Genomic DNA, 25429 nt, shown 5'->3' with positions numbered 1-25429 from the left:
GTGTCGCGAGCGCGGTGTTAACCCGCAACCCGTTCGTGGCCCGCGCCATGCCGCGGCATGGCGCGGCGCGGCCGGAGAAACCGGAACGAAAGACGCGGCGGCGTGCTCAGTCGCGCAGGTTGCGTACGAACAGCTCGAGCGTGCGGTGAACCTGCGCGACGTCGTCGGCGCTCACGTCGTCGCCGAGCATCCGGCGTTCGAGCGGCCGCAGCACCTGCTCGCATTCGCGCAGGATTGCCGAGCCCTCGTCGGTCAGGCGCAGCAGGATCACGCGGCCATGGCTGGGATCGGCCTCGCGCGTCACGAAGCCGCGGGCGGCCATCGCAACCATCACTTCGTTCGCGGATTGCGGCGTGATGAACGAGCGCACCGCGAGTTGCGCATTGGACAGCGCGCCGCGCGCCTCGAGCACCGACAGCGCCGTGTACTGCGCGAGCGTCACACCGAGCGGCGCGAGCGCATCGCTCATCTGGCGGCGCAGCAGCCGGTCGAGATTGCCGATCAGGTAGGTAAGCCGCTGCTGCGAACGCATGCGCGGCCTGGCTTCGCTGGCGCGGGCCGTGCGTTTCGTGCCGGCCGGTTTGACGGGTGTCGAACTCATGAACGTGTCGGAAGGAGGATCGCGGGCCATCTTACCTCACGCGGTCCGTATATCAGGCCGTAATCAGCCCGTATATCGGCCCGTAATCGGCCCGTAATCGGCCCGCACGGCGGCTCGCGCCGGCCGGCGAGCCGCCCAGGGGGCCGTCCACGCCCGGCTCGGACGAACCTTATGCCGCGGCAACCGGCAACGCCGCGCGGCAGCCCGCGTCCACCAGCGCGAGCCGGTGTGCGAATGCCGCGAGCGGATAGTCGAAGAAGTAGGTGCCGACCGCGCGTTTGCCCGCACGGAACGAATCGTCTCCCGGCGCATCGCCGACGATGCGCAGCGTGCGCGCCCACGCGAACGCGAGCAGCAGCCAGCCGACCAGCGCGAGATAGTCGTCCGCGACCCGGTAGGGCAGATCCGGATCGTGCTCGCTCGCGCGGATCACGCCGGCCGTCACGCGCTCGAGGTCCGCGCACAGCGTGGCGACGCGCGCCCCGGCGTCCGCCGCCCGCTCGTCCGCTGCCGCCTGGACGCTCTGCGCGGCTTCCGCGCGAATCAACTCGAGCAGCGCATGCAGCGCCTCGCCGCGATCCCCCAGCACCTTGCGCACCAGCAGATCGATCGCCTGGATCTCGTTGGTCCCTTCGTACAGCATCGACACGCGGCAATCGCGCACCGTCTGTTCGATCCCGTATTCGTGAACGTAGCCGTAGCCGCCGAATACCTGCAGCGCGTTCGACGCGGCCGCGAAGCCGTTCGCGGTGAAGAACGCCTTGGCAACCGGCGTGAGCAACGATGCCAGCCGCGACGCCGCAAGCCGTGCCGGCGGCTGCGGATCGTGCGCGGCGACGTCGAGCCAGTGCGCGATCCAGTAGCCGATCGCGCGCTCGCCTTCGACGATCGCCTGCGCATCGAGCAGGATGCGGCGAATCGCGGCGTGTTGCGCGATCGGCGCCGCCCTGCCCTGCACGCGCTCACGCGCATAGGCCGACGCGGCCTGCCAAGCGCTCTGCGCATGCCCGACGCCCTGCATGGCGACCTGCAGGCGCGCCGCGTTCATCATCACGAACATCGACGCGAGCCCGCGATGCGGCTCGCCGACGAGCCAGCCCGCGGCCGCGTCGAAACGCATCGTGCAGGTCGGGCTCGCCTTCAGCCCCATCTTCTTCTCGATGCCGTCGCACCAGACGCCGTTGCGCACGCGGCCGCCCGGCGCGTCGAGCCACTTCGGCACGACGAACAACGACAGCCCCTTCGTTCCCGCCGGCGCATCGGGCAGCCGCGCGAGCACGAGGTGCACGATGTTGTCGGTCAGGTCGTGCTCGCCGCCGGTGATGAACAGCTTGCTGCCGCTGATCCGGTAGCCGTCGGCGGCCGGGTCCGGCACTGCCTGCGTGCGCAGCAGGCCGAGATCGCTGCCCGCCTGCGGCTCGGTGATGCACATCGTCGTCAGCCACTCGCCGCTCGCGATCTTCGGCAGCACGTCGCGCTTCAGGCGCTCGCCGCCGTGCGCGCGCAGGCACGCCACCGCGCCGTGCGTGAGCCCCGGCGACATCAGCCACGCATGGTTCGCCCCCGCGAGCATCTCCTGCAGCGCGACGTCGAGCAGATGCGGCAGCCCCTGGCCGCCGCAATCGGCGTCGAGCGCCAGCGTCGGCCAGCCGGCGTCGACGTAGTCGCGGTACGCATCGCGAAAGCCCGCCGGCATCGTCACGCCGGCACCATCGAACCGGCAGCCCTCGAGATCGCCGGCCGAATCGAGCGGCGCGATGCGTTCAACGACGAAGCGGGCGGCTTCGTCGAGCACCTGCCCGGCGGTCGACAGGTCGAGCTCCGCCCAGTCGGGCACGCGGCGCCACAGCGCCGGCGCATCGAGCCATTCACCGATCACGAACAGCATGTCGCGCAACGGCGCGCAATACGCGTTGCTCATCGCGCGCGCCTCATGCGCGGCGCGCCGTGCCGGCGACGATCACGCCGGCGTCGGCCGCGCCCGGTTCGTACATCGCGTCGACCACCGCCGCACGGTGCATGAGCACCGCACGCTGGTTGATCGAACCCTTGTCGGTGACTTCGCCGAGATCGAGCGAAGGCGGCGTATCGAGCACGCACAGCCGCGTGACGAACGTCGCGCTGCCGGTCGCATCGCGGTTCAGGCGCTCGAGCAGGTCCGCGAAGAACGCCCGCACCGCGGGCGCCCGCAGGACGGTGCGCACGTCGGCATCCGGTGCCGCGCCGGCCAGGCGACGGCAATCGTCGACGCGCGGGAAGATCATCACGCCGACGTCGTCGCGGTTCATCCCCGTGACGACCGCGTCCTGCACGTATGGCGCGCCGTTCGACACGATCCGCGCGCGCATGGGCCCGACGCTCACGAAGGTGCCCGACGACAGCTTGAAATCCTCCGCGATGCGCCCGTCGAACATCAGGCCGATCTCCGGCCGCGCGGGATCGACGAAACGCACCGCATCGCCGCTGCGGTAGTAGCCCTCCTCGTCGAATACCTCGCGCGCGTCGTCGCCGCTCGCGCGCCAATAACCGGCCATCACGTTCGGCCCGCGAAAGCGCGCCTCGAGCTTGCCGTCGACCGGCACCAGCTTCGCGTCGCAGCCGGGCGCGGGCAGGCCGATGTAGCCGGCTCCCGACATCGGCCCGGTGGTGAACATGCACGATGGCGCGGCCTCGGTCATCCCGAGGCCCGCCATGATCCGGATGCGCTCGCCGCAGTGCGCGAGCGTCACGCGCTCGAGCCGGTCCCACGCGGCCTGCGACAGCCCGGCGCCCGCGAAGAAATACATCTTCACGCGCGAGAAGAAGGTTTCGCGCAGCGCGGCATCCGTTTCGAGCGCCGCGGTCAGCTCTTCCCAGCCCTTCGGCACGTTGAAATACACGGTGGGCGCGATCTCGCGCAGGTTGCGCAGCGTCTCGCCGAACTTGCCGGCGACCGGCTTGCCGTCGTCGATGTACAGCGTGCCGCCGTTGTACAGCGCGATGCCGACGTTATGGCTGCCGCCGAACGTGTGATTCCACGGCAGCCAGTCGACCAGCACCGGCGGCTCCAGACCGAACTGCGGAAACGTCTCGAGCAGCATCTGCTGGTTGCTGCACAGCATCCGGTGCGTGGTCGGCACCGCCTTGGGCAGCCGTGTCGACCCCGACGTGAACAGGAATTTCGCGATCGTGTCGCCGGTGATCGCACCGTGCGCGGCATCGACGCTGCCCGGTGTCGTGTCGAGCAGCGACGAGAAACGCGTGACGCCATCCATCCCGTCGGGTGCCGACACGACCACGCGCTCGACATCAGGCGGCACCGACGCATCGAGCGCGGCACGAAACGCCGCGCCGTCCGACGCGAAGACCAGCCCCGGCGTGAGCACGGCGAGCGCGTGGCGCAGCTTGCCGTAATCGCTCGACACGAGCGAATACGCGGGCGACAGCGGCGCATGCGGAATGCCGGCCCACATCGCGCCGAAGGCAAGTTGCAGATGTTCGAGGTCGTTGCCCGACAGGATCGCGACGGGCCGCTCGGCCGACAGCCCGCGATCGAGCAGCGCCTGGCCGATCGCGCGGGCGCGCTCGAGCATCTGCGCATACGTGATGCCGATCCACGTACCGTCGGGCCCGCGCCGCGCGACCAGCCAGCGGTCCGGATGCGCGCGCGCGCCGCTCGCGAGCCGGTCGGTCAGCCGGCGTGGGTACGCGCCGAGCGGGGTCGTCGCGCGCAAGGTCCAGCAGCCGTCGCGTTGCACGATCTCCGGCGGTGCCGTGCCGATCGCCACGGGGCGATAGCCGGCGGGAACGCGCTGCGCGGCAGCCGCGTCGCGCAGTTGGGTCGGATCCGCATCCAAGTTCTGTCTCCGGTCGGTTCCGCCCCGCGCGCGTGCGCGCGCCGGGCGGGGACTTCATTGTGTCGTTGTCTCAACTGGGGCGCCGCGGCGCCCGGGACTGCTCAGATCGGGTAGTGACGCGGCGTGGTCTGGACCGTGATCCAGCGCAGGTCGGTAAACTCGGCAATCGACGCCTTGCTGCCGAACCGGCCGTAGCCGCTTGCCTTCACGCCGCCGAACGGCATCTGCGCCTCGTCGTGCACCGTCGGCCCGTTGATGTGGCAGATGCCCGATTCGATCTGCTTCGCGACCTGCATCGCGCGCGCGATATCGCGGCTGAACACCGCCGCCGACAGCCCGTACTCGCTGTCGTTCGCGGCCGCGAGCGCGGCGGCGTCGCCGTCGACGCGCTGCACGGTCACCACCGGCCCGAACGATTCGTCCGCATACAGCTGCATGTCGCGCGTGACACCGTCGACGATCGTCGGCTGCATCACCGCGCCGTCGACTTCACAGCCGAGCGGCAGCGCGGCGCCGTGCGTGCGCGCGTCGTCCACCATCGCCGCGATCCGCTGCGCGGCGGCCGCGCTTTCGAGCGTGCCCAGCACGACGCCCGGCGCGGCCGGGTTGCCGGCCTTCAGCGTGCGCGCCTTCGCGACGAGCCGTTCGACGAACGCATCGGCGACCTTGCGATCGACGATCACGCGCTCGGTCGACATGCAGATCTGCCCCTGGTTGAAGAACGCGCCGAATGCGACCGCCTCGACCGCCGCGTCGAGATCGGCGTCGTCGAGCACGAGCACCGGCGCCTTGCCGCCGAGTTCAAGCAGCGCCGGCTTCAGGTGCTGCGCGGCGAGCGTCGCGACGATGCGGCCGACGCGGGTCGAACCGGTGAAGTTCACGCGGCGCACCGCCGGGTTCGCGATCAGCCGCTCGACGATCGCCGGCGCGTCCTGCGGCGCATGCGTGATCACGTTGACCACGCCGTCGCCGAGCCCTGCGTCGTGCAGCACGCTGCCGATCAGCCGGTGCACGCCCGGACAACCCTCGGACGCCTTCAGCACCACCGTGTTGCCGCATGCGAGCGGCATCGCGAGCGCACGGGTCGCGAGAATCACCGGCGCATTCCACGGCGCGATCCCGAGCACGACACCGCACGGCTGGCGCACGGCCATCGCGAGGCTGCCGGGCACGTCCGACGGGATCACCGCGCCGTCGATCTGCGTGGTCATCGCGGCCGCCTCGCGCAGCATGTTCGCCGCGAGCATCACGTTGAAGCCGTACCAGTTCGCCATCGCACCGGTTTCCGCGCGGCCGGTTTCGATGAATTCGCCCGCGCGCGCGTCCATCCGGTCGGCCGCCGCGAGCAGCCGCCGACGGCGCTCGGTCGGCGCGAGCGCGGCCCACGCGGGGAATGCGCGCGCCGCTGCCGCGACCGCGGCGTCCGCGTCTGCAAGCGTCGCCGCGGCGGCGCGCGACGCCACCCGTCCCGTCGCCGGATCGATCCGGTCGAAGGTCCCGCCGTCCGACGCGCCGCGCGACACGCCGTCGATCAACAAACTCACTTCGTGCATTTCCGTGTCTCCACTCGGATCCGGTTGCGTGCGGCGGCGCGCGTCAGCGCTTGTACGCCTGCAGGCCCGGCTTGATGCTCTTGTCGTCGAGGAACTGCTTGAGGCCCTGCTCGCGCCCGCCTTCCGGATCGCGGTAGTTCGCCTGGTCGAGCTTCGCGTACAGGTAGTCCTCGTTCTGCTCCCAGGTCAGCTCGCGGCAACGCTTGAAGCCGTGCTTCGCGTTACGGATCACGACCGGGTTCTTGTCGAGCAGCTTCGCGGCCAGCGCGCGCACCTCGTCGCGCAGCTGCGCGCGCGGCACGCTCTTGTTGACGAGCCCCATCTGCGCGGCCTGCGGGCCGGTGAAGGTGTCGCCGGTCATGATGTAGTAGAGCGCCTGGCGATGGCCCACGGTGTCGGCCATCGCCTTGCTGACGAGGTTGCCCGGCGGGATGCCCCAGTTGATTTCCGACAGGCCGAACACCGCTTCGTCGGCCGCGATCGCGAGGTCGCACGCGACGAGCGGCGAGAAGCCGCCGCCGAAGCACCAGCCGTTGACCATCGCGATCGTCGGCTTCGCATACATGCGCAGCAATTGCCACTGCCAGCGGCTCGCGTCGCGGCGAATCTTTTCCTGCAGGATTTCCGGGCCCGCGTCGACTTCGCGGAAATATTCCTTCAGGTCCATCCCGGCCGTCCAGGCGTCGCCCTCGCCGGTCAGCACGAGCACCTGCGCCTCGGCATCGAGTTCGATCGCCTCCAGCACGTCGATCATCTCCGCGTTCAGCGTCGGGCTCATCGCGTTGCGCTTGTCCGGACGGTTCAGCGTCACCCATGCGATCCCGCCCTCGACCTCGACCTTCACCGTTTTCCAGCGCCCTTCGTAACCCATTTTCGTTCTCCAATGACGATGCCGCCCTGTGCGACTCGCGACCAATTTACTATCAGGTAACCTGATATGTAAAGTAGAATGGAAGCGGCTCCGGACAAACCCCTAAACGGGCCCGGACAGCCGATTTCGCGCCGTGCCGGCCGACGCATCACGACATGAGGAGACACGCTTGGACATCGACAACCTGATCGCCATCGACACGCACGTGCACGCGGAAGTGTCGTGCTGCCAGCCGCCGGACCTGTTCGCGAAGGCATTCGACGACGCGGCCGACAAGTACTTCGGCACCGTGCTGAAGCAGGGCCGTCGGCCGACCATTCCGGAGACGATCGCGCATTACCGCGAGCGCCGGATCGGCTTCGTGATGTTCACCGTCGACTGCGAGACGAACATCGGCCGGCGGCGCATTCCGAACGAGGAAATCGCGCAATTCGCGCAGGACAACGCCGACGTGATGATCGCGTTCGCGAGCATCGACCCGCACAAGGGCCGCTTCGGCGCGCGCGAGGCGCGCCGCCTGATCGACGAGCACGGCGTGAAGGGCTTCAAGTTCCACCCGACGATGCAGGGATGCTTCCCGAACGACAGGCTCGCCTATCCGATCTACGAGGTGATCGCGGAATACGGGTTGCCGGCCGTCTTCCACAGCGGGCATTCGGGGATGGGGTCGGGGATGCGCGGCGGCGGCGGGCTGCGTCTGAAGTATTCCGAACCGATTCACCTCGACGACGTCGCGGCCGACTTCCCGGACATGAAGATCGTGATCGCGCATCCTTCATGGCCGTGGCAGGAGCAGGCGCTGTCGATCGCGCTGCACAAGCCGAACGTCTACATCGACCTGTCGGGATGGTCGCCGAAGTACTTCTCGCCCGAGCTGGTGAAATACGCGAACACGCTGCTCAGGCACAAGGTGCTGTTCGCGTCCGATTTTCCGCTGATCCGGCCGGACCGCTGGCTCGAGGATTTTCAGGGCGCCGGGTTCCGGCCCGACGTGCATTCGCTGATTCTGAAAGACAACGCGGTCGCGTTGCTGGGGCTGCAGGCCGCGCGGCAGTCGTGACCCGTCCGGCCGTGACGGCGCCGGCAGCGCGCCGCCGCACGCACCGGCGCGCTCAGTTCGCGGGCTTGCCCGCGAACCGCGCGGTCGGCAGCCCCGCGTAGCGCGTGCGGGCGACGAACACGCCGCCGGCGTCGGCATCGCTCGCCAGCGCGTTGTCGCTCAGCCCGACGCGCGCGCTCGTCACGTACAGCCGGCCTTCGCCGTCGAGCGCCACGCAGCTCGGCTGCGCGGTCGGCACTTCGACGCGTTCCGTTTCAACGCCGTCCGGCCCGTAGCGCACCACCCGCCGGCCGCCCCACTGCGCATTCCACAGGCCGCCGTCGCGATCGACCGTCGAGCCGTCCGGGTCGCCGTCCGCATCGGTCAGCCGCGCGAACGGCCGCACATTCGCGACATCGCCGCCCGCGCGGTAATCGCACACGAAAATCTCGCGCACCAGCGAATCGCAGAAATACATCTTCGACCCATCCGGCGAGAACGCGATGCTGTTCGCGATCGCGGCCGGCGGCAGCGCGAGCCGCTCGAGCGTGAGATCCGGGTTGAGCCGATAGAAACCGCCGACCGCTTGCGGCGGCTCGCTGCCTTCGTCCTTCATCCCGAACACGAATGCGCCGGCCCCATCGCAGCGCCCGTCGTTCAGCCGCGTCGGCAGGTCGGGTTCGACGTCGACGATCCGCGTGAACGCACCGCTGCGCAGGTCGAAGAACGCGAGATGCGTCGCGAGCCCGACGAGCAGCACGTCCGGATCATGCGTCAGCGCGAAGCACGCGAGCCGTTCCGGCATCGGCCACTGCGCGAGGCCCGAGCCGTCCGCGCGGCAGCGCCACAGCCGCGCCCCTTCGATGTCCGTCCAGTACAGCGCGTGCGCCGCGTCGCACCACGTCGCGCCTTCGCCGAGCGTGTTGCGGCTGTCCACGAGCAGCGCCGCCGCGCCCGGATGAATCTGTTGCATGCCGTCTCCCGATGTCTGTCGCCTTCGCAGGCGGCCGCGCGTTCGTCAGGGTCAGATCTTCATCGCGCGCCGCTGGTTGCGACGATACTGGTCGAACAGCACCGCGAGCAACAGAATTCCGCCGCGTATCAGATATTGGTAAAACGTCGGCACGTTCAAGAGGCTCATCGCGTCCTGCACGGAGCCCATGATCAGCACGCCGACGAGCACGCCGGAGATCGTCGCGACGCCGCCCGTCAGCGACACGCCGCCGAGCACGCACGCGGAGATCACGCCGAGCTCGAGGCCGACCGAGGTTTTCGGATCGCCGAGGCTCATCCGCGACGCGAGCATCACGCCGGCGAAGCCGGTCACGAGCCCCTGCAGCACGAACACGGTGATCTTGATGCGCATCACCGGCAGCCCCGCGAGCAGCGCCGCCTCGCCGTTGCCGCCGACGGCCAGCACGTTCTTGCCGAACACCGTCCGGCGCAGCAGGAAGCCGAACACGACGAAGCCGACGATGTTGCTCCAGATCGGATACGAGATGCCGAGGAACGACCCGCCGCCGAGATCGAAGAAGCGTTCCTCGGAGATCATCACCGCGTCGCCGTTCGACGTGATGAACGCGAGCCCGCGCACGACTTCCATCATCGCGAGCGTGACGATCAGCGAGTTGATCCGCCAGCGCGCGATCAGCACGCCGTTGACGAGCCCGACCGCGCCGCCCGCGAGCACGCCGCCGGCGATGCCGAGCACGACGCTGTGCGTCGCGGTGATCAGCGTCGACGCGACGACGCCCGAGAACGCGACGATCGACGCGACCGACAGGTCGACCTCGCCGAGCGCGAGCACGAACATCATCGTCACCGCGATCGAGCCGATCAGCGTGACCGACAGCAGCAGGCCCTGGATGTTGCGCGGCGTGAGGAAGTCCGGCACCGTCAGCGACAGCGTCGCGAACAGCACGAGAAACACCATCACGATGCCGGAACGGTTGATCAGTTGCCACACGCCGCCGCGCGCGCGCGCGGGCGCGGCCGTGGCCGCGGCATCGGGGGACGGGGAAGTGCGTTGGGGTTGCATTGCCTGGCTCATATCAGTTGCTTTCCGGTTGACTGCAGGCCGCTAGCGCGGCAGCGCGAGCTTGATCAGCGCGTCGGGCGTCGCCTGCGCCTTCGCGACCTCGCCCGCGATCCGTCCTTCCTTCATCACGATGATCCGGTCCGACACGCCGATCACCTCGGCGAGGTCGCTCGACACGAGGATCACCGTGCGGCCCGCTTCCGCGAGTTCGTAGAACAGGTTGTAGATTTCCGCGCGCGCGCCGACGTCGATGCCGCGCGTCGGCTCGTCCATCAGGAACACGTCGATGCGCTCGGCCAGCCAGCGCGCGAGCACGACCTTCTGCTGGTTGCCGCCCGACAGCGCGCCGATCGGCGTGTCGCCGTCGCGGGTCTTGATCGCGAGCCGCTCGATATAGCGCTGCGCGAGTTCACGCTCGCGCCGCCCGTCGAGCAGCATGCGCGCCGGGCTGAAATGCCGGCGCGCGCTGATGTTCAGGTTGTCGGCCACCGACGCGATCGCGACGATGCCTTCCTGCTTGCGGTCTTCCGGGCACAGCGCGAGGCCCGCGCGCACCGCGTCGCGCGGGCTCCCGAACGCGACCCGCCGCCCGTTCAGCTCGACGTGCCCCGCGCTCGGGCGCGCGGCGCCGTACAGCAGCTTCATCAGCTCCGAGCGGCCCGCGCCGACCAGCCCGAAGAAGCCGACGATCTCGCCGCGCCGCGCGGTGAACGACACGGGCTCGGACAATCCGGGCCCGACGAGTCCCTTCGCCTCGATCAGCACGTCGCCGGGCGTGCGCGGCCGGTAGCCGTACACGTCCTCGATCGAGCGGCCGACCATGCAGCCGATCAGCCGGTCGCGGTCGAGATCGGTCACGGATTCGAACGTCTCGATGCGACGGCCGTCGCGGAACACGGTCACGCGGTCGCACAGTTCATACACTTCCTCCATCCGGTGCGTGACGTAGATGATCGCGCGGCCTTCCGCGCGCAGTGCGCGGATGATCCGGAACAGTTGCGCGGTCTCGCGCGCGGACAGCGAGCTCGTCGGTTCGTCGAACGCGATCACGCGCGCATCGCGCATCAGCGCCTTGCCGATCTCGATCATCTGGCGCTGGCCGATCGACAGATACTTCACCGGAATGCCCGGATCGATATGCTCGCCGAGCCGCTCCAGCGCATCGAGCGCGCGCACGGCAAGCGCGCGTTCGTCGACCACGCCGAGCCTGCTCGGCAGCTGCCCGAGCATCAGGTTTTCCGCGACCGTCAGCTCGGGCACGAGATGCAGTTCCTGGTAGATGATCGCGATGCCGGCCTCCAGCGCCGCGCGCGTCGACGCGAAGTGCTGCACCGCGCCGTTCAGCGTCAGCGTGCCGGCCTGCGGCTGGTTCACGCCGGACAGCACCTTCAGCAGCGTCGACTTCCCCGCGCCGTTCTCGCCCATCAGCCCGTGCACTTCGCCCGCGCGCACCGACAGCGACACGGCGTCGAGCGCGCGCACGCCCGGGAACGTCACCGTGATGCCGTCGAGCGCGAGCAGCGCCGCGTCCGGCCTCGCCACGCCGGCTGCGCCGGCGGCCGTGCTGCCGGCGGATACGGTCGTCATCGTCTGCGTCGTCATCGCTTGCTCGCCCCGCACGCTCAGATGCCGAGTTCGGCGCGCACGGCCTGCCAGTTCGCGCGCGTCATCAGCTTGCCGCTCGTCTGCGTGTCGGCCGGCGGCGTCTTGCCGTTGCGAATCCAGTCGACGAGGTTCTGCGTGCTGTCCTTGCCGTGGTTCGTCGAGCTGACGGCGATCGTCCCGTAGAAGCCGGTCGGCTCCTTCTTCTGGAATTCGGCGAACGCCTCGCCGGCACCGTTGATGCCGACGCCGATCACGTCGGCGGCCGGAATATGCAGCTGTTCGGTCGCGCGCACCGCGCCGAGCACGGTTTCCTCGTTCAGCGCGTAGACCACCCACTTCTTGATGTTCGGATGCCGCGCGAGCACCGGCGCGGCCGCGCTGAAGCCGCCTTCGTCGTCGGTCGTCTTCTGCGGCGCATCGAAGATGTTCTCCTGGCGGAAGCCGTTCGCGAGCAGCGCCTGCGTCGCGCCGTCGGTGCGCAGCTTCGCGGTCGGCAGCTCGTAGTTCGTGATCCGCAGCGCGCCGACTTCCTCGGGCTTCCAGCCGCGTCGCTTCATCTCGTCGGAAATCGCCTGGCCGACCTGGTTGCCGATCTTGGTCGCCGACATCCCGAGGTGCGGCACGTTCGACAGCGGCTTGCCGGTCGAATCGACGAGCTGGTCGTCGACGGTCACGAACTTCATGTTGTAGCGCTTCGCACGCGCGGCGATCGCCGGCCCGAGGCGCACGTCGGGCGCGCAGATCACGAAGCCCTGCGCGCCTTGCGAGCCGAGGTTGTCGATCGCGGCCAGCACCTTCTCGCCGTCGGGCGTGCCGATCTTCACGACCGAGAAATTCTCCTTCTGGCCGAGCGCGGACGCCGCGTTCTGCTCGTTGATGAACCAAGCCTGCTCGGGCATCTTCACCAGGAAGCCGATCTTCAGCGGCGCGTCGGCGCGCGCGGCGCCCTGCATGCCGAGCGGCGCGATGCACAGCGCGGCGAGCAGCGCGCGCAGGGTGTGTCGGCGAATCGTTTGGGTCGTGCGGTTCATGCGGTGTCTCCTTGATGTCGGCTTGTGCCGTAATGATTCGTCGTGCGCGATCGCGCCGCAGCGCGCCCGCGTAGTCAGCGTCCGAACGCGTCGGTCTGCACGCGCCGGCCGAACAGGAACGCATCGGCGACGAGCCGCAGCGGCCGCACGTCGACGTCGCTTTCACCCCGCGCGATCAGCGCATGGAAGTGCGCATACAGCGCCGGATACTCGCGTTCGGGCCCGATCTCGACCGGCTCGCCCGCGATCGACAGTTGCGCGCCGCCGCGGCTGATCGCGAGCACGCCGTCGGCCGTATCGACCGCGATTTCCCATTGCTCGACCGGGCCGTGCCGCCAGTCGAATTCCGCGCGCACGGGCACGCCATCGGTATCCGTGCAATCGAGTTCGGCGGCGATCGGCGTCTGCACGTCGCTCGGCACGATGAGCGTCGCCTCGCGCAGCACGAGCTCGCGCGGCAGGATCCGCGTGACGATCGACAGCGCGTTGATGCCCGGATCGAACACGCCGAGGCCGCCCGGTTCCCAGATCCATTGCTGCCCCGGGTGCCAGCGCCGCACGTCCTCCTTCCAGCGCACCTGCACCGCGCGGATCGTGCGGGCCGCGAGCCACGCGCGCGCGGGCTCCACCGCGCTCGCGCAGCGCGAATGCCATGTTGCGAACAACGTGAGCCCGCGCTCGCGCGCGAGCGCCTCCAGCACGGCCACTTCGCCGAGCGTCGCGCCCGGCGGCTTTTCGAGCATCACGTGCTTGCCGGCCTCGAGCGCGGCGCGCGCCTGCGCGTAGCGCACCTGCGGCGGCGCGCACAGCGACACGGCGTCGAGCTCGCGCTCGGTGGCCAGCAGCGCGCGCAGGTCGCGATAGTTGCGCACGCCGGCGACTTCCGCATGGCGGCTCGCGCACGCGGTCAGCTTGAAGCCCGGTTCGGCGTCGATCGCCGGCAGATGCTGGTCGCGCGCGATCTTGCCGACGCCGACGATACCCAGCGAAACCTGATCACTCATCGTGCATGCCTCCTTCGCGAATCGTTCGGTGGTCGTTCAGTGCGCCCAGCGCAGCACGAGCGGATCGAGCCGGCGCGCGATCGCGAGCAGTTCCGCGCGCGTGTCCGGATGCAGTTCCGGCATCGGATGCCGTGGCCGCTCGCACGCGATCACGCCGCCTTCGCGCATCAGCGCCTTCGCGGTGAGGATCCCGGACTGGCGGTTCTCGTGATTGATCAGCGGCAGCCACGCCTGATAGCGCTCGAAAGCGTCGTCGTGGCGCCCTTCGCGCCAGGCTTCGAGAATCGGCCGGATGCCGTCCGGAAACCCGCCGCCCGTCATCGCGCCGGTCGCGCCGGCATGGAGGTCGGCGAGCAGCGTGATCGCCTCCTCGCCGTCCCACGGCCCCTCGATCGCGTCGCCGCCGAGCCGGATCAGTTCGCGCAGCTTGTTCGCCGCCCCGGGCGTCTCGATCTTGAAGTACGCGACCTGCTCGATCTCGCGCGCCATCCGTGCGAGGAACGGGGCGGACAGCACCGTGCCGCTCGCCGGCGCATCCTGGATCATGATCGGGATGTCGATCGCGTCCGAAACGCGTGCAAAGAAATCGAAGATCTTCGCTTCCGGCACGCGGAACGTCGCGCCGTGATAAGGCGGCATCGCCATCACCATCGCCGCGCCGAGCTGCTGCGCGCGCAGGCTGCGCGCCGCGCACACCTGCGTGCCGTAGTGCGACGTCGTGACGATCACCGGCACGCGGCCCGCGACGTGTTCGAGGATCGTGCGCGTGAGCACGTCGCGTTCGTCGTCGGTGATCGCGAACTGCTCGGAGAAATTCGCGAGGATGCACAGCCCGTCGGAACCCGCGTCGATCATGAAATCGACCGCGCGTTTCTGGCTCGCGAGGTCGAGCTCGCCGGTGTCGGTGAAGGTCGTCGGGACGACGGGGAAGATGCCGCGATAGCGCGGCGTGCTGCTCGATGTCATGGTTCGCGTCCTGCTTCGGCGTCGTTGGCGACCGCCGTCATGCGTTCACGGTTTCACGAAGCGGGCCCGGGCGGGCCCGCAACCGGCTGCGGCGCGCGTTTGTGGCACCTCTCGCGCCGCCTGCCGCTCAATGCGAATGGCTCGGCACGTCCGCGCCGCGCGTGCCGACCAGGAAGTCGAGGTCGCACCCCTCGTCGGCCTGCAGCACGTGATCGATGTACAGCCGTGCGTAGCCGCCCTTGCCGAGCTGCCCCGCCACGCCCGGCGCCGCGGTCGGATCGACGTCCGACAGGCGGCGCTGCAGTTCGTCATCCGGAATGTCGAGATGCAGCGTGCCGGCCTCGCAGTCGAGCTCGATCCAGTCGCCGTTGCGCACGGCCGCGAGCGGCCCGCCGGCGGCGGCCTCCGGCGCCACGTGCAGCACGACCGTGCCGTACGCGGTGCCGCTCATCCGCGCGTCGGAAATCCGCACCATGTCCTTCACGCCCTGGCGCAGCAGCTTCGGCGGCAGCCCCATGTTGCCGACCTCGGCCATCCCCGGATAACCGCGCGGCCCGCAGTTCTTCAGCACGAGCACCGAGCTGGCGTCGACGTCGAGCGCCTCGTCGTTGATCGTCGCCTTGTAGTGGTCGAGGTTCTCGAACACGACCGCGCGGCCGCGATGCTTCAGCAGCTCGGGGCTCGCCGCCGACGGCTTCAGCACCGCGCCGCGCGGCGCGAGATTGCCGCGCAGGATGCAGATGCCGCCGTCCGCGATCAGCGGCCGGTCGAGCGGGCGAATCACTTCGTCGTCGTAGTTCGGCGCTTCGCGCACGTTGTCCCACAGCGACTTGCCGTTCACCGTCAGCGCGTCCGGGTGCGGCAGCAGCCCGCCTTCGCCGAGCCGGCGCAGCACGGCCGGCAGCCCGCCCGCGTAATAGAACTCTTCCATCAGGAAGCGCCCCGACGGCATCAGGTCGACGATCGTCGGCGTGTCGCGGCCGATGCGCATCCAGTCCTCCAGTTCGAGCGGCACGCCGATGCGTCCGGCGATCGCCTTCAGGTGGATCACCGCATTCGTCGAGCCGCCGATCGCCGCATTCGCGCGGATCGCGTTCTCGAACGCCGCGCGCGTGAGGACCTTCGACAGCACCAGCCCTTCGAGCGCCATCTCGACGATGCGGATGCCGGACATGTGCGCGAGCACGTAGCGGCGCGAATCGACGGCCGGGATCGCCGCGTTGTGCGGCAGCGCGACGCCGAGCGCCTCGGCCATGCACGCCATCGTCGACGCGGTGCCCATCGTGTTGCAGGTGCCCGCCGAGCGCGACATCCCGGCTTCGGCCGACAGGAAGTGATGCAGGTCGATCTCGCCGGCCTTCAGTGATTCATGCAGCTGCCACACGGCCGTGCCGGAGCCGATGTTCCTGCCTTCGAGCTTGCCGTTCAGCATCGGCCCGCCCGACACGACGATCGCCGGCACGTCGCAGCTCGCCGCGCCCATCAGCAGCGCGGGCGTCGTCTTGTCGCAGCCGGCGAGCAGCACGACCGCGTCGATCGGATTGCCGCGAATTGCTTCCTCGACGTCCATCGACGCGAGGTTGCGCGTGAGCATCGCCGACGGGCGCAGGTTCGATTCGCCGTTCGAGAACACCGGGAACTCGACCGGGAAGCCGCCCGCTTCGAAGATCCCGCGCTTCACGTGCTCGGCGAGCTTGCGGAAGTGCGCGTTGCACGGCGTCAGTTCGGACCACGTGTTGCAGATGCCGATGATCGGACGGCCATCGAACTCGTGATCGGGAATGCCCTGATTCTTCATCCAGCTCCGGTACATGAAGCCGTTCTTGTCGTTCGTGCCGAACCATTGGGCGGAGCGCAGCCTGGGTTTTGTTGCCGACATCGTCAGTCCTGTGGTGACGGGATACCGGCGCAGTCTAGGCAGAATTTTGATAACTGGCTAATGACGTTTTTGGCGATTACGATATCGATTTCGATATCGATATAAACCCGTACGATGCCCGAAGCCAGCCCGTGGGGAAACCGCGGCCGCCTGAAGACGCGCCAGCTTCTGCTGGTCGTCGCGCTTGCCGACGAAGGCAGCATTCACCGCGCGGCGGCCGCGCTGAACATGACGCAGCCGGCCGCGTCGAAGCTGCTGCGCGAACTCGAGGAATCGATCGGCGCGGTGCTGTTCGAACGCCTGCCGCGCGGGATGCGGCCGACGCTGTACGGCGACGCGCTGATCCGTCACGCGCGCGCGGCGCTCGGCAGCCTCGACCAGGCGCACGAGGAACTGGCCGCGCTGAAGGCCGGCCATCTCGGCCACGTGGCGGTGGGGGCGATCACGTCGCCGGGCTTGCGGCTCGTGCCGCCGGCCGTGGCCGCGGTGAAGGGCACGCATGCGGGCCTGCACGTATCGGTCGAGATCGACACCAGCAACGTGCTGCTCGAACATCTCGCGCAGGACAAGATCGACATCGTGGTCGGCCGGCTTTCCGCCGAACACGACAAGCTGCGGCTGCGCTACGAGCCGCTGACCGGCGAGTCGGTGGCGGCCGTCGTGCGGACCGGCCATCCGCTGCTCGCGCAGGCGCCGCTGGCGCTCGCGGACGTGCAGCGCGCCGCGTGGGTCGTGCCGCCGGCCGGCAGCGTGCTGCGCCATCGCTTCGAGCTCGTGTTCCAGCGCGCGAGCCTCGCGCCGCCGGCGAACCTCGTCGAGACGTCCGCGCTGCTGTTCATCACGCAACTGCTCGAACAGAGCGACATGATCGCGGTGCTGGCCGAGGACGTCGCGCGCTACTACGCGCGGCACGGGATCGTCACGGTGCTGCCGCTGGAGATGGATTGCCGGATGGACGATTTCGGGATCATCACGCGCACCGACCGGCTGCATTCACCGGCCGTCGCGGTGATGGTGGATGCGATTCGGGTGGCGGCGCGGGGGGTTTATGGCGTCGTGCTGTGAGATAGCGGTAGGGTAGGGTTCCGCCGCCGGACGTGGAGAGCAAGGTCGCCGTTCGGGGCTTTCCGACAACAGTACCCCGCTCTATACGATCGAAGTCGTCAGCTCTCGAGCCTCGCCACCACCCTCTCCGACGACGGCGGGCCGGGTGCCGCATTACGCTCGCTTCATTAGAACTGTGCCGTGACCTGAAAACCCACCGTCACGCGTGCCGTTGGGAATCCGGATGGTTTGTAGATCGGTGTGCCGGCAAACAGGTCGTAACCGTAGGCGCCCAATCGAGTCGCGACGCTACCCTTTACGCCGATCACGGCGCCTGCCAGTTGCGTGCCGACCAGCGCGACCGGCTGCGGGCCCCACACTCGACCGTAGTCGAGGCCCGCGTAGACCGCCATACCCGTCTGCCCGATCGGCGCCTGCAATTCGTTGCGCCAGTAGAAACCGCGAGAAGCCGCCAGCATCGTCTCTCCGTCAAAGCCGCGTACCGTATAGCGGCTGCCGATCGTCAGGTCGTCGATGTAGTACAGCGTGTTGCCCGTGTACTGGCCGTGGAACGTCGTCACGTAACGTAACGGCTGCTGCGCGATCACAAACGGCACCGACAGGTTCGCGTCGAGCACCGCCATCCTGTAGCGGTACGTCGGACCGCCGTCGGCAGCCAAGCTGTCGTCCTGCGCGCCGAATGCGCCGATGCCCTGCCGGTACGCGAGCGTGCCGTCGAACTGCGCGTTGCCGAAGTAATGGCGATCGGTCAGGCCAAACTCGACGAACGTGTTGTTGCGGCGCTGCTGCGGGATCTCGGTGTCTTCGATGAAGCTTTGCCCGAAGCGGCGCGACAGCCGGAACTGCGCGCCGAACACGTCGTCCTGGCTGCGCGACAGCACGCGGTTCAGCTTGAGATCGACCGTCTTCGAATTGCCGCTCGCGATGAACGTCTGGTTCACGCCGGCGATCTGCTGGTAGTACGTGCTTGTGTATGCGGAGAGCGTTGCGGTCCAGTAGCCCCACGGGATCGAATAAAAGCCGTTCCAGCCGTGCGAGCCGAGCCGCTTGTCGCCGAACTCGAGATCCTGGCTCACGCCGATGTTGAAGATGTCGTTCAGGCCGAGCGGATTGTCGATGCCGAGCGACAGGTTGCCCTGCAGGCGGCCGGTCGCCCGCGTGCCCGAGTTGTCGATCGAGGCGACGACGGTCCACGGCTTGCCGCGCTTCACGTCGAGCACGACGTCGCTCTCGCCGGGCACGTCGGCCGGCACGATCTGCATCGACACGTCCTGGCTCGACACGCGCTTCATCTGCTCCAAACCTTGCTCAAGGTCGCGCAGGTTGAGCAGTTCGCCGTCGCCGGTCGGGAAGGCTGTTTTCCAGGTGCCGCGGAGCTTTTCGTCGGCGAAACGCACGTGACGGATTACGCCGGGGATCAGCGAAAACTTGAGGGTGCCGGTCGACAGATCCTGTTCGGGAAGCAGCACGCGCGTCGTGACGTATCCGCGCGCAAGGATCACTTGCGACAGGCCCTTGACGAGCACGTCGAGCCCCTGTTTGCCAACGCACTGGCCGGTGTAGTGCTCGAGCCATTCACGCGCGAAGGCGAAGCGATCCATCGGCAACGTCGATGCGCCTTGCGCTTTCACGGAAGTCGGCAGCGCATCGGGTACGTCGAGTGTGAAACGCTCAATCCGAAAGCAGGGCGTTTCAGAAGGTAACGTTGGATACTCTGCACTTGCCATCACTTCCGATCGCACCCCGGGCGCGGAGACTGCCCGTGCGCGCTCACGCGCCTCTTCCTGCTGTCGGGTTTGCTGGTCGTTGCCCGGAACGATCAGGCGGGGAACTTCTTGCGCCGGCACACTGGTCACGATAAACAGCAGTGCTGCGGCAGCCGAATTCCCTCGGCGAATAATTTTCATGTGTTTTTCGAATGTTTTATCGTGGATCACACAGTGTCACTCGCGCTATCGTTGCATCACTTCGAAACGATCAGATCGATCTGCGTTCGCAGCTCGCGGCGCCACCATCGCAGCACTTTCTCGCCCCGTGTGGATATCCTTCTTTTCGTTCGGCTGCAAATTCTGCTTGAAGTGAGAATGTGGAGGCGAAAAAAAAACATTATCCAATTAAGCTGTCGATTGTAGGCGGATCGCATAGGTAGCGCCGATCAAGATTGCAATAACGACGACCAGAAGCAGGAATACTCTAAATCGTGCTCGTCTTGTGGTTGGCCAAGCACCGCTACAGTCCGCGCCACCAGAGAGAACGGCCAGCACAAGCGCAATAAGTATCGCAACCGCCAGCGTTGCCTTTGCGATTCCCGTGAATAAAATTTCTACAGATATGCGCAACCAAGTCTGACGGAACGGACTTTTGATCGGATCTCGTAGATTTGGCCCACCATCAAACAAACCTCCACCTCTCTTTCATGAATTTTTATAATCAAATCAGCAGCCCTGAAAGGAAGTCAGCTCTCTCTATTTCTGCGTGCAGAGCGCCCTAAAAACGCAACGAGAGTGATGGCAGCAGACAAGCCAACAAATACAAGCAGCGCAAAAGGGGTGAAGAATTCACCAAACCTAGATGCTGTAGCCTTAAAGCCAACGACCACAAGACCCACCACAAACAACCCTAGATAGATAATTACTATCGATGCAATGAAAACCTTCCAAAGGCGAAATTTTCCGAGAATCTTTCCGAAAACTGGCCCAAAGAATCCGCCTATAAGGCCGCTTATGGATTCAATTGACATGTCTGCTCCTTACTGCTTATGAGGCTCACCTGACTTCACAATTGCCTGCGCTGCTTTGCCTGCCGTTTGGCTTAGCGCAAGCCCGATTCCACGGATTACGACCCCCGGAATAGTCGTGATATTCATGATCGAATTCTGAATCCCCGCCCAGCCCAACATCGATGTAGTAAACATAGAGTTATAAGCTCCAAATGTCGTCGCAGTCGCCAGCCCGGCTAGTGAAAAATTCTGATTAAAACTATCGTAGAAGTTGTTCCCTTTCAGGGTTGCTACGCCAGCACCGGCCACTGCCCCGCCCGTATACATCGCACCGGAGACTGCTGCTCCAGTTGCTGCCGCTGTCGTCAGCGAGTACCCGGCCTGTGCGGCCTTATAGGCAGCAAACAGGTCTTGCGCATACGATACGCCTGCCGACCCGCCAGCAATAAGTTCTGGTGCAAGACCTGCAGTAGCAAGGCCACCAACGATTACCAGGCCCGCTGCCGGGTTCGCCACTGATCCCGGTAAAGCACGCTGCTCCGGCGTCAACGTGCCGTCCTTGTTCCCAGACAAGAACGGGCTGTTGTACTCCGACGCCGTCGCCTGGAACAGCCCGCCCCCGTTCTGACTGATATACGCCACCGCCGTGGCGTCTCCTCCCGGTCCCTTGCTTGCCGCCGAATCCACCAAACGATAGCCGTTCGCCAGCAGCATATTCTGCGCCTGCTCCGCAGTGAGTGACTTGCCGGTCTTTTCTTCATAGAACTTCGCGAAGTCCTTCGCCTTATCCTTCGCCCACTGTCTTTCGTCAGGGTGGAGCTGCCGATTGAACCGATCAACGTTGTACCCAGAGAACGCCCCCGATTCACCGCCCACCGCCGCACCCGCCCCGGTCGCAAGCGCGTTCGTCACGATGTTGCCCAGCGCCTGATTCATATTGGCGTTGCCGGTCGGATCGCTGCCTGCGATCGCGCTGCTCAGCTCGTTCAGCTTGCCCGACGCGATCGACGCAATCGCCGCACCGGCTGCGCCGCCTACCGCGTTGCCCCCCGCCAACCCTGTTACCAATGCCGCACCGGCGCCTTGCATCAGCGCCCGGTTCGCTCCGCCTTCCTTCCACGCGTCGACACCGGCCTGATCGCCATTCTTCTCGGCTTGCCGTTTCATTTCGTCCGCGTAGTCTCCGATCCGGCGCGACACCGCTTCACCGGCCGCGCTGGCCGCAGCCATCATGTCCGACTGATTGGCCAGGAGGTTCTGCATGTCCGGAAGTTTGGCGACCGTACCGTTGGTATTCGTCGTATCGCGGTTCAAGCTGGCCACATCCTGCTTCTGGTTTGCCGAATCCGTAATCGTAACGGTCCCCGCACTCACGCCGCTCTTCGTCGTCGCGCTATCACTGCCGCTGTCGTTCTGGCCAAGCATGGGTGCAGCGCCACCCGTATTCTTGCCCGACGTGCTGCCATGCGTGCTGTAGTTCATTCCGCCGTCGCCGGTCGTCGCACCCGCACTGAAGCCGCTCGAACTCGCATCGTAGTGCGACTGGTTCTGGACGTCCGAGAAGGACAGCGAACCCGTCGTCAGCGAATTCTTCGACGCATCCGCGCCGCTCGCGATCAGTCCGCCCTTCAGGTCGGTATTGCCGGTGACGTTGATATTGAAGCCGCCGTCACCCGCGTGAATTCCGGCTTGCTCGTTGACGCCCGCATAACTACCCGACGCATTGCCCTTGCTCTGGCTGAAGCTCGCGCTGGCGCCGCCTTGGCTGATGCTGAAGCCGCCGCCCGAACTCGACTGATGCGCCGCGCTCGTCAGCGTATCCTGCACGCTGACGATGTTCAGGTTCCCGCCCACATCGGCGTTCACTTGATTGCCCTTCACGTTCGAGCCGATGATGTTCGTATCGCCGCCCGAGATAATCGTCACGCCGTTTGCAGCATTCACATGGCTGTTGTTCTGCGTGGCCAGATCGCTGTTACCATCGCCGTTGGCCTTCGACATTGCCGCGGAAACACCGAACCCGCCCGTGCCGACCGACACGCCCACGCTCGCGCTCTTCGACTCGTTCGTGCTGCGAGTCGAATCCGTATCCGTCGTATTGACGATATTGACCTGATTTTTCGCCGCCAGGATCACATCGTTTGCGGTCACGTTCGAGCCGGCGATCGTCACATTGCCGCTGCCAGCCTGACCGTTGCCGGTCGCCGCGAACGCCACCGTTCCGCCCGCGTTCACATTCGAACCGCGATTCATCACGCTGTCTTCGGAGAACGCGCTCTTGCTATGACTGCTGCCGACGCTGACCTCGACCTTGAACTGAGGCGTTTCGCCCGCCCCCAGCGCTCGAACCACATCGCCCGCGGCCACGTTCGCATCCCATGCGGCGCTGGCCGCCGCCATCCCGTGCAGCGCTGCCGCGCGACCATCCTGGCTATTGCCGGACGCGCGCGATTGACCCACGGCATTCGATACCGCGTCGATCACCGGTGCCTTCAGCGCCAGCGTCAGGCCGCTCTTCGAGACTTCCTGCGTTTCACCGCGGTGGTTCTTGTCCTGCGCCGCGTCAATCGTCACGTTCGCGCCTGTCCCGCTGAGATTCTTCGCGGCGATCAGGTCGCTGCCCGTCACGTGCAGGTCGTTTCCAGCCGTGATGCTCAAGTTGCCCTTCAGCGAACCGATCGAACTGGCGTTGTTCGACACCTCGGTCGTCTGACTGGTCGTCTTCAGCGAGCTGCTGCCCACTGACACCGACAGTCCGCCGCCCGACATCAGCCCGGATTCCTTCTTGTCGTAGTAGCTCGACGACTGCAAGGTATCCTGCGACGTCGTAACCGTCACGTTGCGCGCTGCCGTGAGCGTCACGTCGTTCGTTCCGACGATGGTGCTGCCCTGAACATTGACATCCTTTCCGCTGATAATGTTCACTCCGTCCGCCGACACCAGACTGCCGCGATTGAGCGTCATCGTCTGGTCGATCCCGCTCGCAACCTTCACGCCGCTCACCACATTGCTATGGCTGTGCGCTTCGTGTGAATTCAGCTCGTGCGTCTCGGTTGCCGCACCGACGTTCACATCGCCGGCAGCAAGCAGGTTCGCGTTGCCCTTGTCGAGGCTGATCGCGCTGCCGGAGAGCGTAATGTCCTTGCCCGACACGATGTTCACCGTGTCGCCGCCCTTGAGCGTCGTGCCGGTCAGCGCCTGATCGGACGTATGCAGCGTCTCGGCGTAGCTGCCGTGACTGTCGCTACCGGAACTGTTGCTGTTCACCGTCGACGTCGTGCTCGCCGCGCCGAGCGTCACGTTGCCCTTGGCCGCAAGCGTGCCGCCCTTGCCGAGGTCGATTTGTGCGCCTTTGGCCGTCAGATCACCGCCCACGACGACGTTCGACTGCCCACCAACCGTCACCGAGCTGCCGGTGACCTTGTTGATGTCGGTATTCGACACGCCGTTCGCCCGCTGCACGATCTTGTGCTCGCCCGTCTGCACCGCATCGAGATCCCAATTGCCGCCGACGTTCATCCCGAGATTGCCGCCGACCGACAGGTTGCCCGCGTTCTGCTGGAAGTTGCCGCCGGTGACGATCGATGCATTGCCCGCGACGTCCAGTTTGGCGGTTGGCCCGAGCGTAGTGACCACGCTCGTCGCACCGTCCCGGCTCACGCGTGTATTCGTCTTCGTCGCCGTATCAAGGATCAGGTCCTTCCCGGCATCCAGTTGCAAACTGCCGGCTTTCACGTTCGCCGACGTCAGGTCGATGTTGTTCTCGATCTTCAGCGCCATCAGCCCGCCGCTTTGCAGCGCGCCGAACGCGTTGTCGATCTGCTTGCCCTGGATCGCCAGCGTATTGTCCGCCTTGATCGTGCCGCTGTTCGTGAACGTCTGTGCGTTCTGGAAATCGATGTTCGTTGCGGAAATCAGCGGGCCGTTGACATTCTGCTGGTTCGCCTGCGCGAGATACACGACCGGCACCAGCACCGACTGGCCATCCACCACGCGCGTCTCCATCACGATCACGTTGCTGGTCAGCTTCGACACCTGCTCGGCCGACAGGCTCGCGCCCATCGGCAGATCGAGCGACTTCGACAGATCCGCGCCCGCCGTCATCAACGACTGATACATCGTTTGCAGATCCGCGTACGGCCCCAGCACCGCCTTGCCGGTCAGCGCCGTCACCTGATTGCGCACGAGCTGCTGCTCATAGAAACCGTCGCCGAGACGCTTCGGAATATGCGTGAGATCGACGCCGAGCTGCCCGAAGAAGTAGTCGCTCGAAATGAAATTCTTCTGATTCGTGAACGCCGGATTCGTCTCGATCACGTAGTTCGCATTCGGCGCGGTAGTCGGCCGGTACAGCCCGCCCTGCGGAATCGTGAGGTTGTTCAGCACATTCAGCGCCGTCGCGCTGGCGATGATCGGATCGACCGGCGCCGGCGGACCGCCGTGCACCGATGATGCGCCCGATTTCGCGCCGCTCGCGTTACCGCTCAGGTTGGTGGGCGTGAGGCCCGGCACCGACTGTCCCGGCAACAAGCCGAGCGACGGAATCGATGTGTTGCCCGCCGTATTGCTGACGCTGACGCCCGTCCCCGAGATCGTGCCGTTGGAACTCATCGTCGAGAAGTAGCCCGGCAGCGTGTAATCCTTGATCGACGCCGGTGCCGCCTGCGTGTAACCGCCCGGACGACCCGTCACGAACGGCGCGTTGCCGAATGGCAGTTGCCAGTCGTGTTCGGAATTGTCGTAGTTGTTGTAGTGATACTGCCCCGAGTAGGAGACCGACACGCCCGGCAGTTTCTGGCCGGACGCCGCCCAGCCGTCGGCGTCGTAGCGGGCTGGCATCTTGATGTCGCCGACCGCCGCGATGTTGCTCCAGTAGTTCTGCAGCGTACCGACCGAAGAGGCGTCGATCTTGCCGCCCGACACGATCTGGGCAGCCGGGCTGATGTCCGTTACGGTCGTCGCCGTCGCGCTGTCCGCATAGTAGGTCGTGAACTGATACGTGCTGTTCCACTGACCGCCGTGAGGTGGCTCGGTGTAGACGCCGCCGATGCTGTACGGATCCTTCACGCCGACCTGGCCCGTGCGTCCGCTGATCGGAATGCGGAACTGCGCGAGAGAAGCCGGATCGATCTGGCTGGTGGAAGTTTTCATCACGCGGCGCGTGCTTGTCACCTTGTCAGCATGCAATTCCATGTCGCCGCCGGACTGGATCAAGGCAGACA

Annotated in this window: 17 protein-coding genes; 2 read left to right on the top strand and 15 right to left on the bottom strand. The window is 66.7% G+C overall.

What is annotated here, in order from left to right; all coding sequences use genetic code 11:
- Positions 1 to 106: 106 nt before the first annotated feature.
- From ACTJLD_RS16555 to ACTJLD_RS16535, 5 genes are all read right to left on the bottom strand, one after another.
- Positions 107 to 601 (bottom strand): MarR family winged helix-turn-helix transcriptional regulator, encoded by a 495-nt coding sequence (locus tag ACTJLD_RS16555; protein WP_027790251.1) that lies wholly within the window; start codon positions 599 to 601, stop codon positions 107 to 109.
- A gap of 169 nt (positions 602 to 770) precedes the next feature.
- A complete protein-coding gene (locus ACTJLD_RS16550; RefSeq protein ID WP_440659313.1) occupies positions 771 to 2522 on the bottom strand; it encodes an acyl-CoA dehydrogenase in 1752 nt (583 codons plus the stop codon).
- A gap of 10 nt (positions 2523 to 2532) precedes the next feature.
- On the bottom strand, positions 2533 to 4437 hold the full coding sequence (locus ACTJLD_RS16545) for a feruloyl-CoA synthase (protein WP_333974396.1): 1905 nt from the start codon (positions 4435 to 4437) through the stop codon (positions 2533 to 2535).
- Positions 4438 to 4538: 101 nt separating this feature from the next.
- Positions 4539 to 5990 carry an aldehyde dehydrogenase gene (locus tag ACTJLD_RS16540; RefSeq protein WP_059688106.1) on the bottom strand — a complete coding sequence of 484 codons (1452 nt, stop codon included), beginning with the start codon at positions 5988 to 5990 and terminating at the stop codon, positions 4539 to 4541.
- 43 nt (positions 5991 to 6033) lie between these two features.
- Positions 6034 to 6861, bottom strand: coding sequence for a p-hydroxycinnamoyl CoA hydratase/lyase (locus tag ACTJLD_RS16535; protein WP_021163522.1), 828 nt, complete (start codon positions 6859 to 6861; stop codon positions 6034 to 6036).
- Between the two features lie 169 nt (positions 6862 to 7030).
- Here ACTJLD_RS16535 and ACTJLD_RS16530 point away from each other — a divergent pair, with 169 nt between their 5' ends.
- A complete protein-coding gene (locus ACTJLD_RS16530; protein WP_060174072.1) occupies positions 7031 to 7921 on the top strand; it encodes an amidohydrolase family protein in 891 nt (296 codons plus the stop codon).
- A gap of 52 nt (positions 7922 to 7973) precedes the next feature.
- On the opposite strand, the gene ACTJLD_RS16525 is transcribed toward ACTJLD_RS16530, so the two are convergent.
- From ACTJLD_RS16525 to ACTJLD_RS16495, 7 genes are all read right to left on the bottom strand, one after another.
- On the bottom strand, positions 7974 to 8873 hold the full coding sequence (locus ACTJLD_RS16525; protein ID WP_440659312.1) for an SMP-30/gluconolactonase/LRE family protein: 900 nt from the start codon (positions 8871 to 8873) through the stop codon (positions 7974 to 7976).
- A gap of 51 nt (positions 8874 to 8924) precedes the next feature.
- Entirely contained in the window at positions 8925 to 9950 is a 1026-nt protein-coding gene (gene araH, locus ACTJLD_RS16520) for an L-arabinose ABC transporter permease AraH (RefSeq protein ID WP_059693195.1), read from the bottom strand.
- Between the two features lie 30 nt (positions 9951 to 9980).
- Entirely contained in the window at positions 9981 to 11540 is a 1560-nt protein-coding gene (araG, locus tag ACTJLD_RS16515) for an L-arabinose ABC transporter ATP-binding protein AraG (RefSeq protein ID WP_440659311.1), read from the bottom strand.
- A gap of 20 nt (positions 11541 to 11560) precedes the next feature.
- Entirely contained in the window at positions 11561 to 12574 is a 1014-nt protein-coding gene (locus ACTJLD_RS16510) for an arabinose ABC transporter substrate-binding protein (RefSeq protein ID WP_027790243.1), read from the bottom strand.
- A gap of 74 nt (positions 12575 to 12648) precedes the next feature.
- Complete coding sequence (locus tag ACTJLD_RS16505) at positions 12649 to 13578, bottom strand: Gfo/Idh/MocA family protein (RefSeq protein ID WP_440659310.1); 930 nt, start codon at positions 13576 to 13578, stop codon at positions 12649 to 12651.
- A 36-nt stretch (positions 13579 to 13614) separates the two neighbouring features.
- Entirely contained in the window at positions 13615 to 14544 is a 930-nt protein-coding gene (locus ACTJLD_RS16500) for a dihydrodipicolinate synthase family protein (RefSeq protein WP_440659309.1), read from the bottom strand.
- A gap of 127 nt (positions 14545 to 14671) precedes the next feature.
- Positions 14672 to 16423 (bottom strand): IlvD/Edd family dehydratase, encoded by a 1752-nt coding sequence (locus ACTJLD_RS16495; RefSeq protein ID WP_027790240.1) that lies wholly within the window; start codon positions 16421 to 16423, stop codon positions 14672 to 14674.
- A gap of 114 nt (positions 16424 to 16537) precedes the next feature.
- On the opposite strand from ACTJLD_RS16495, the gene ACTJLD_RS16490 reads away from it, so the two are divergent.
- Positions 16538 to 17488, top strand: a complete 951-nt coding sequence (locus tag ACTJLD_RS16490) for a LysR family transcriptional regulator (protein WP_060194152.1) — start codon at positions 16538 to 16540, stop codon at positions 17486 to 17488.
- Between the two features lie 167 nt (positions 17489 to 17655).
- On the opposite strand, the gene ACTJLD_RS16485 is transcribed toward ACTJLD_RS16490, so the two are convergent.
- The 3 genes from ACTJLD_RS16485 to ACTJLD_RS16475 form a co-directional block, all read right to left on the bottom strand.
- Positions 17656 to 19395: a ShlB/FhaC/HecB family hemolysin secretion/activation protein gene (locus ACTJLD_RS16485; RefSeq protein WP_440659308.1), complete on the bottom strand. Its 1740-nt coding sequence runs from the start codon at positions 19393 to 19395 to the stop codon at positions 17656 to 17658.
- A gap of 548 nt (positions 19396 to 19943) precedes the next feature.
- On the bottom strand, positions 19944 to 20228 hold the full coding sequence (locus tag ACTJLD_RS16480; protein WP_440659307.1) for a hypothetical protein: 285 nt from the start codon (positions 20226 to 20228) through the stop codon (positions 19944 to 19946).
- A 9-nt stretch (positions 20229 to 20237) separates the two neighbouring features.
- The coding region (locus tag ACTJLD_RS16475; protein WP_440659306.1) for a hemagglutinin repeat-containing protein at positions 20238 to 25429 on the bottom strand (5192 nt) is incomplete at its 5' end.

The sequence above is a fragment of the Burkholderia sp. 22088 genome, from assembly GCF_052045915.1.
In the GTDB taxonomy this organism is placed as follows: domain Bacteria; phylum Pseudomonadota; class Gammaproteobacteria; order Burkholderiales; family Burkholderiaceae; genus Burkholderia; species Burkholderia cepacia.
This window is presented reverse-complemented; position numbering and strand designations above follow the sequence as displayed.

Excerpts from the sequence above, each read along its gene's own strand:
- ACTJLD_RS16555 (WP_027790251.1), bottom strand. The coding sequence starts at position 601 with ATGAGTTCGACACCCGTCAAACCGGCCGGCACGAAACGCACGGCCCGC.
- ACTJLD_RS16550 (WP_440659313.1), bottom strand. The coding sequence starts at position 2,522 with ATGAGCAACGCGTATTGCGCGCCGTTGCGCGACATGCTGTTCGTGATC.
- ACTJLD_RS16540 (WP_059688106.1), bottom strand. The coding sequence starts at position 5,990 with ATGCACGAAGTGAGTTTGTTGATCGACGGCGTGTCGCGCGGCGCGTCG.
- ACTJLD_RS16535 (WP_021163522.1), bottom strand. The coding sequence starts at position 6,861 with ATGGGTTACGAAGGGCGCTGGAAAACGGTGAAGGTCGAGGTCGAGGGC.
- ACTJLD_RS16525 (WP_440659312.1), bottom strand. The coding sequence starts at position 8,873 with ATGCAACAGATTCATCCGGGCGCGGCGGCGCTGCTCGTGGACAGCCGC.
- araH (WP_059693195.1), bottom strand. The coding sequence starts at position 9,950 with ATGAGCCAGGCAATGCAACCCCAACGCACTTCCCCGTCCCCCGATGCC.
- araG (WP_440659311.1), bottom strand. The coding sequence starts at position 11,540 with ATGACGACGCAGACGATGACGACCGTATCCGCCGGCAGCACGGCCGCC.
- ACTJLD_RS16510 (WP_027790243.1), bottom strand. The coding sequence starts at position 12,574 with ATGAACCGCACGACCCAAACGATTCGCCGACACACCCTGCGCGCGCTG.
- ACTJLD_RS16505 (WP_440659310.1), bottom strand. The coding sequence starts at position 13,578 with ATGAGTGATCAGGTTTCGCTGGGTATCGTCGGCGTCGGCAAGATCGCG.
- ACTJLD_RS16500 (WP_440659309.1), bottom strand. The coding sequence starts at position 14,544 with ATGACATCGAGCAGCACGCCGCGCTATCGCGGCATCTTCCCCGTCGTC.
- ACTJLD_RS16495 (WP_027790240.1), bottom strand. The coding sequence starts at position 16,423 with ATGTCGGCAACAAAACCCAGGCTGCGCTCCGCCCAATGGTTCGGCACG.
- ACTJLD_RS16490 (WP_060194152.1), top strand. The coding sequence starts at position 16,538 with ATGCCCGAAGCCAGCCCGTGGGGAAACCGCGGCCGCCTGAAGACGCGC.
- ACTJLD_RS16485 (WP_440659308.1), bottom strand. The coding sequence starts at position 19,395 with ATGAAAATTATTCGCCGAGGGAATTCGGCTGCCGCAGCACTGCTGTTT.
- ACTJLD_RS16480 (WP_440659307.1), bottom strand. The coding sequence starts at position 20,228 with ATGTCAATTGAATCCATAAGCGGCCTTATAGGCGGATTCTTTGGGCCA.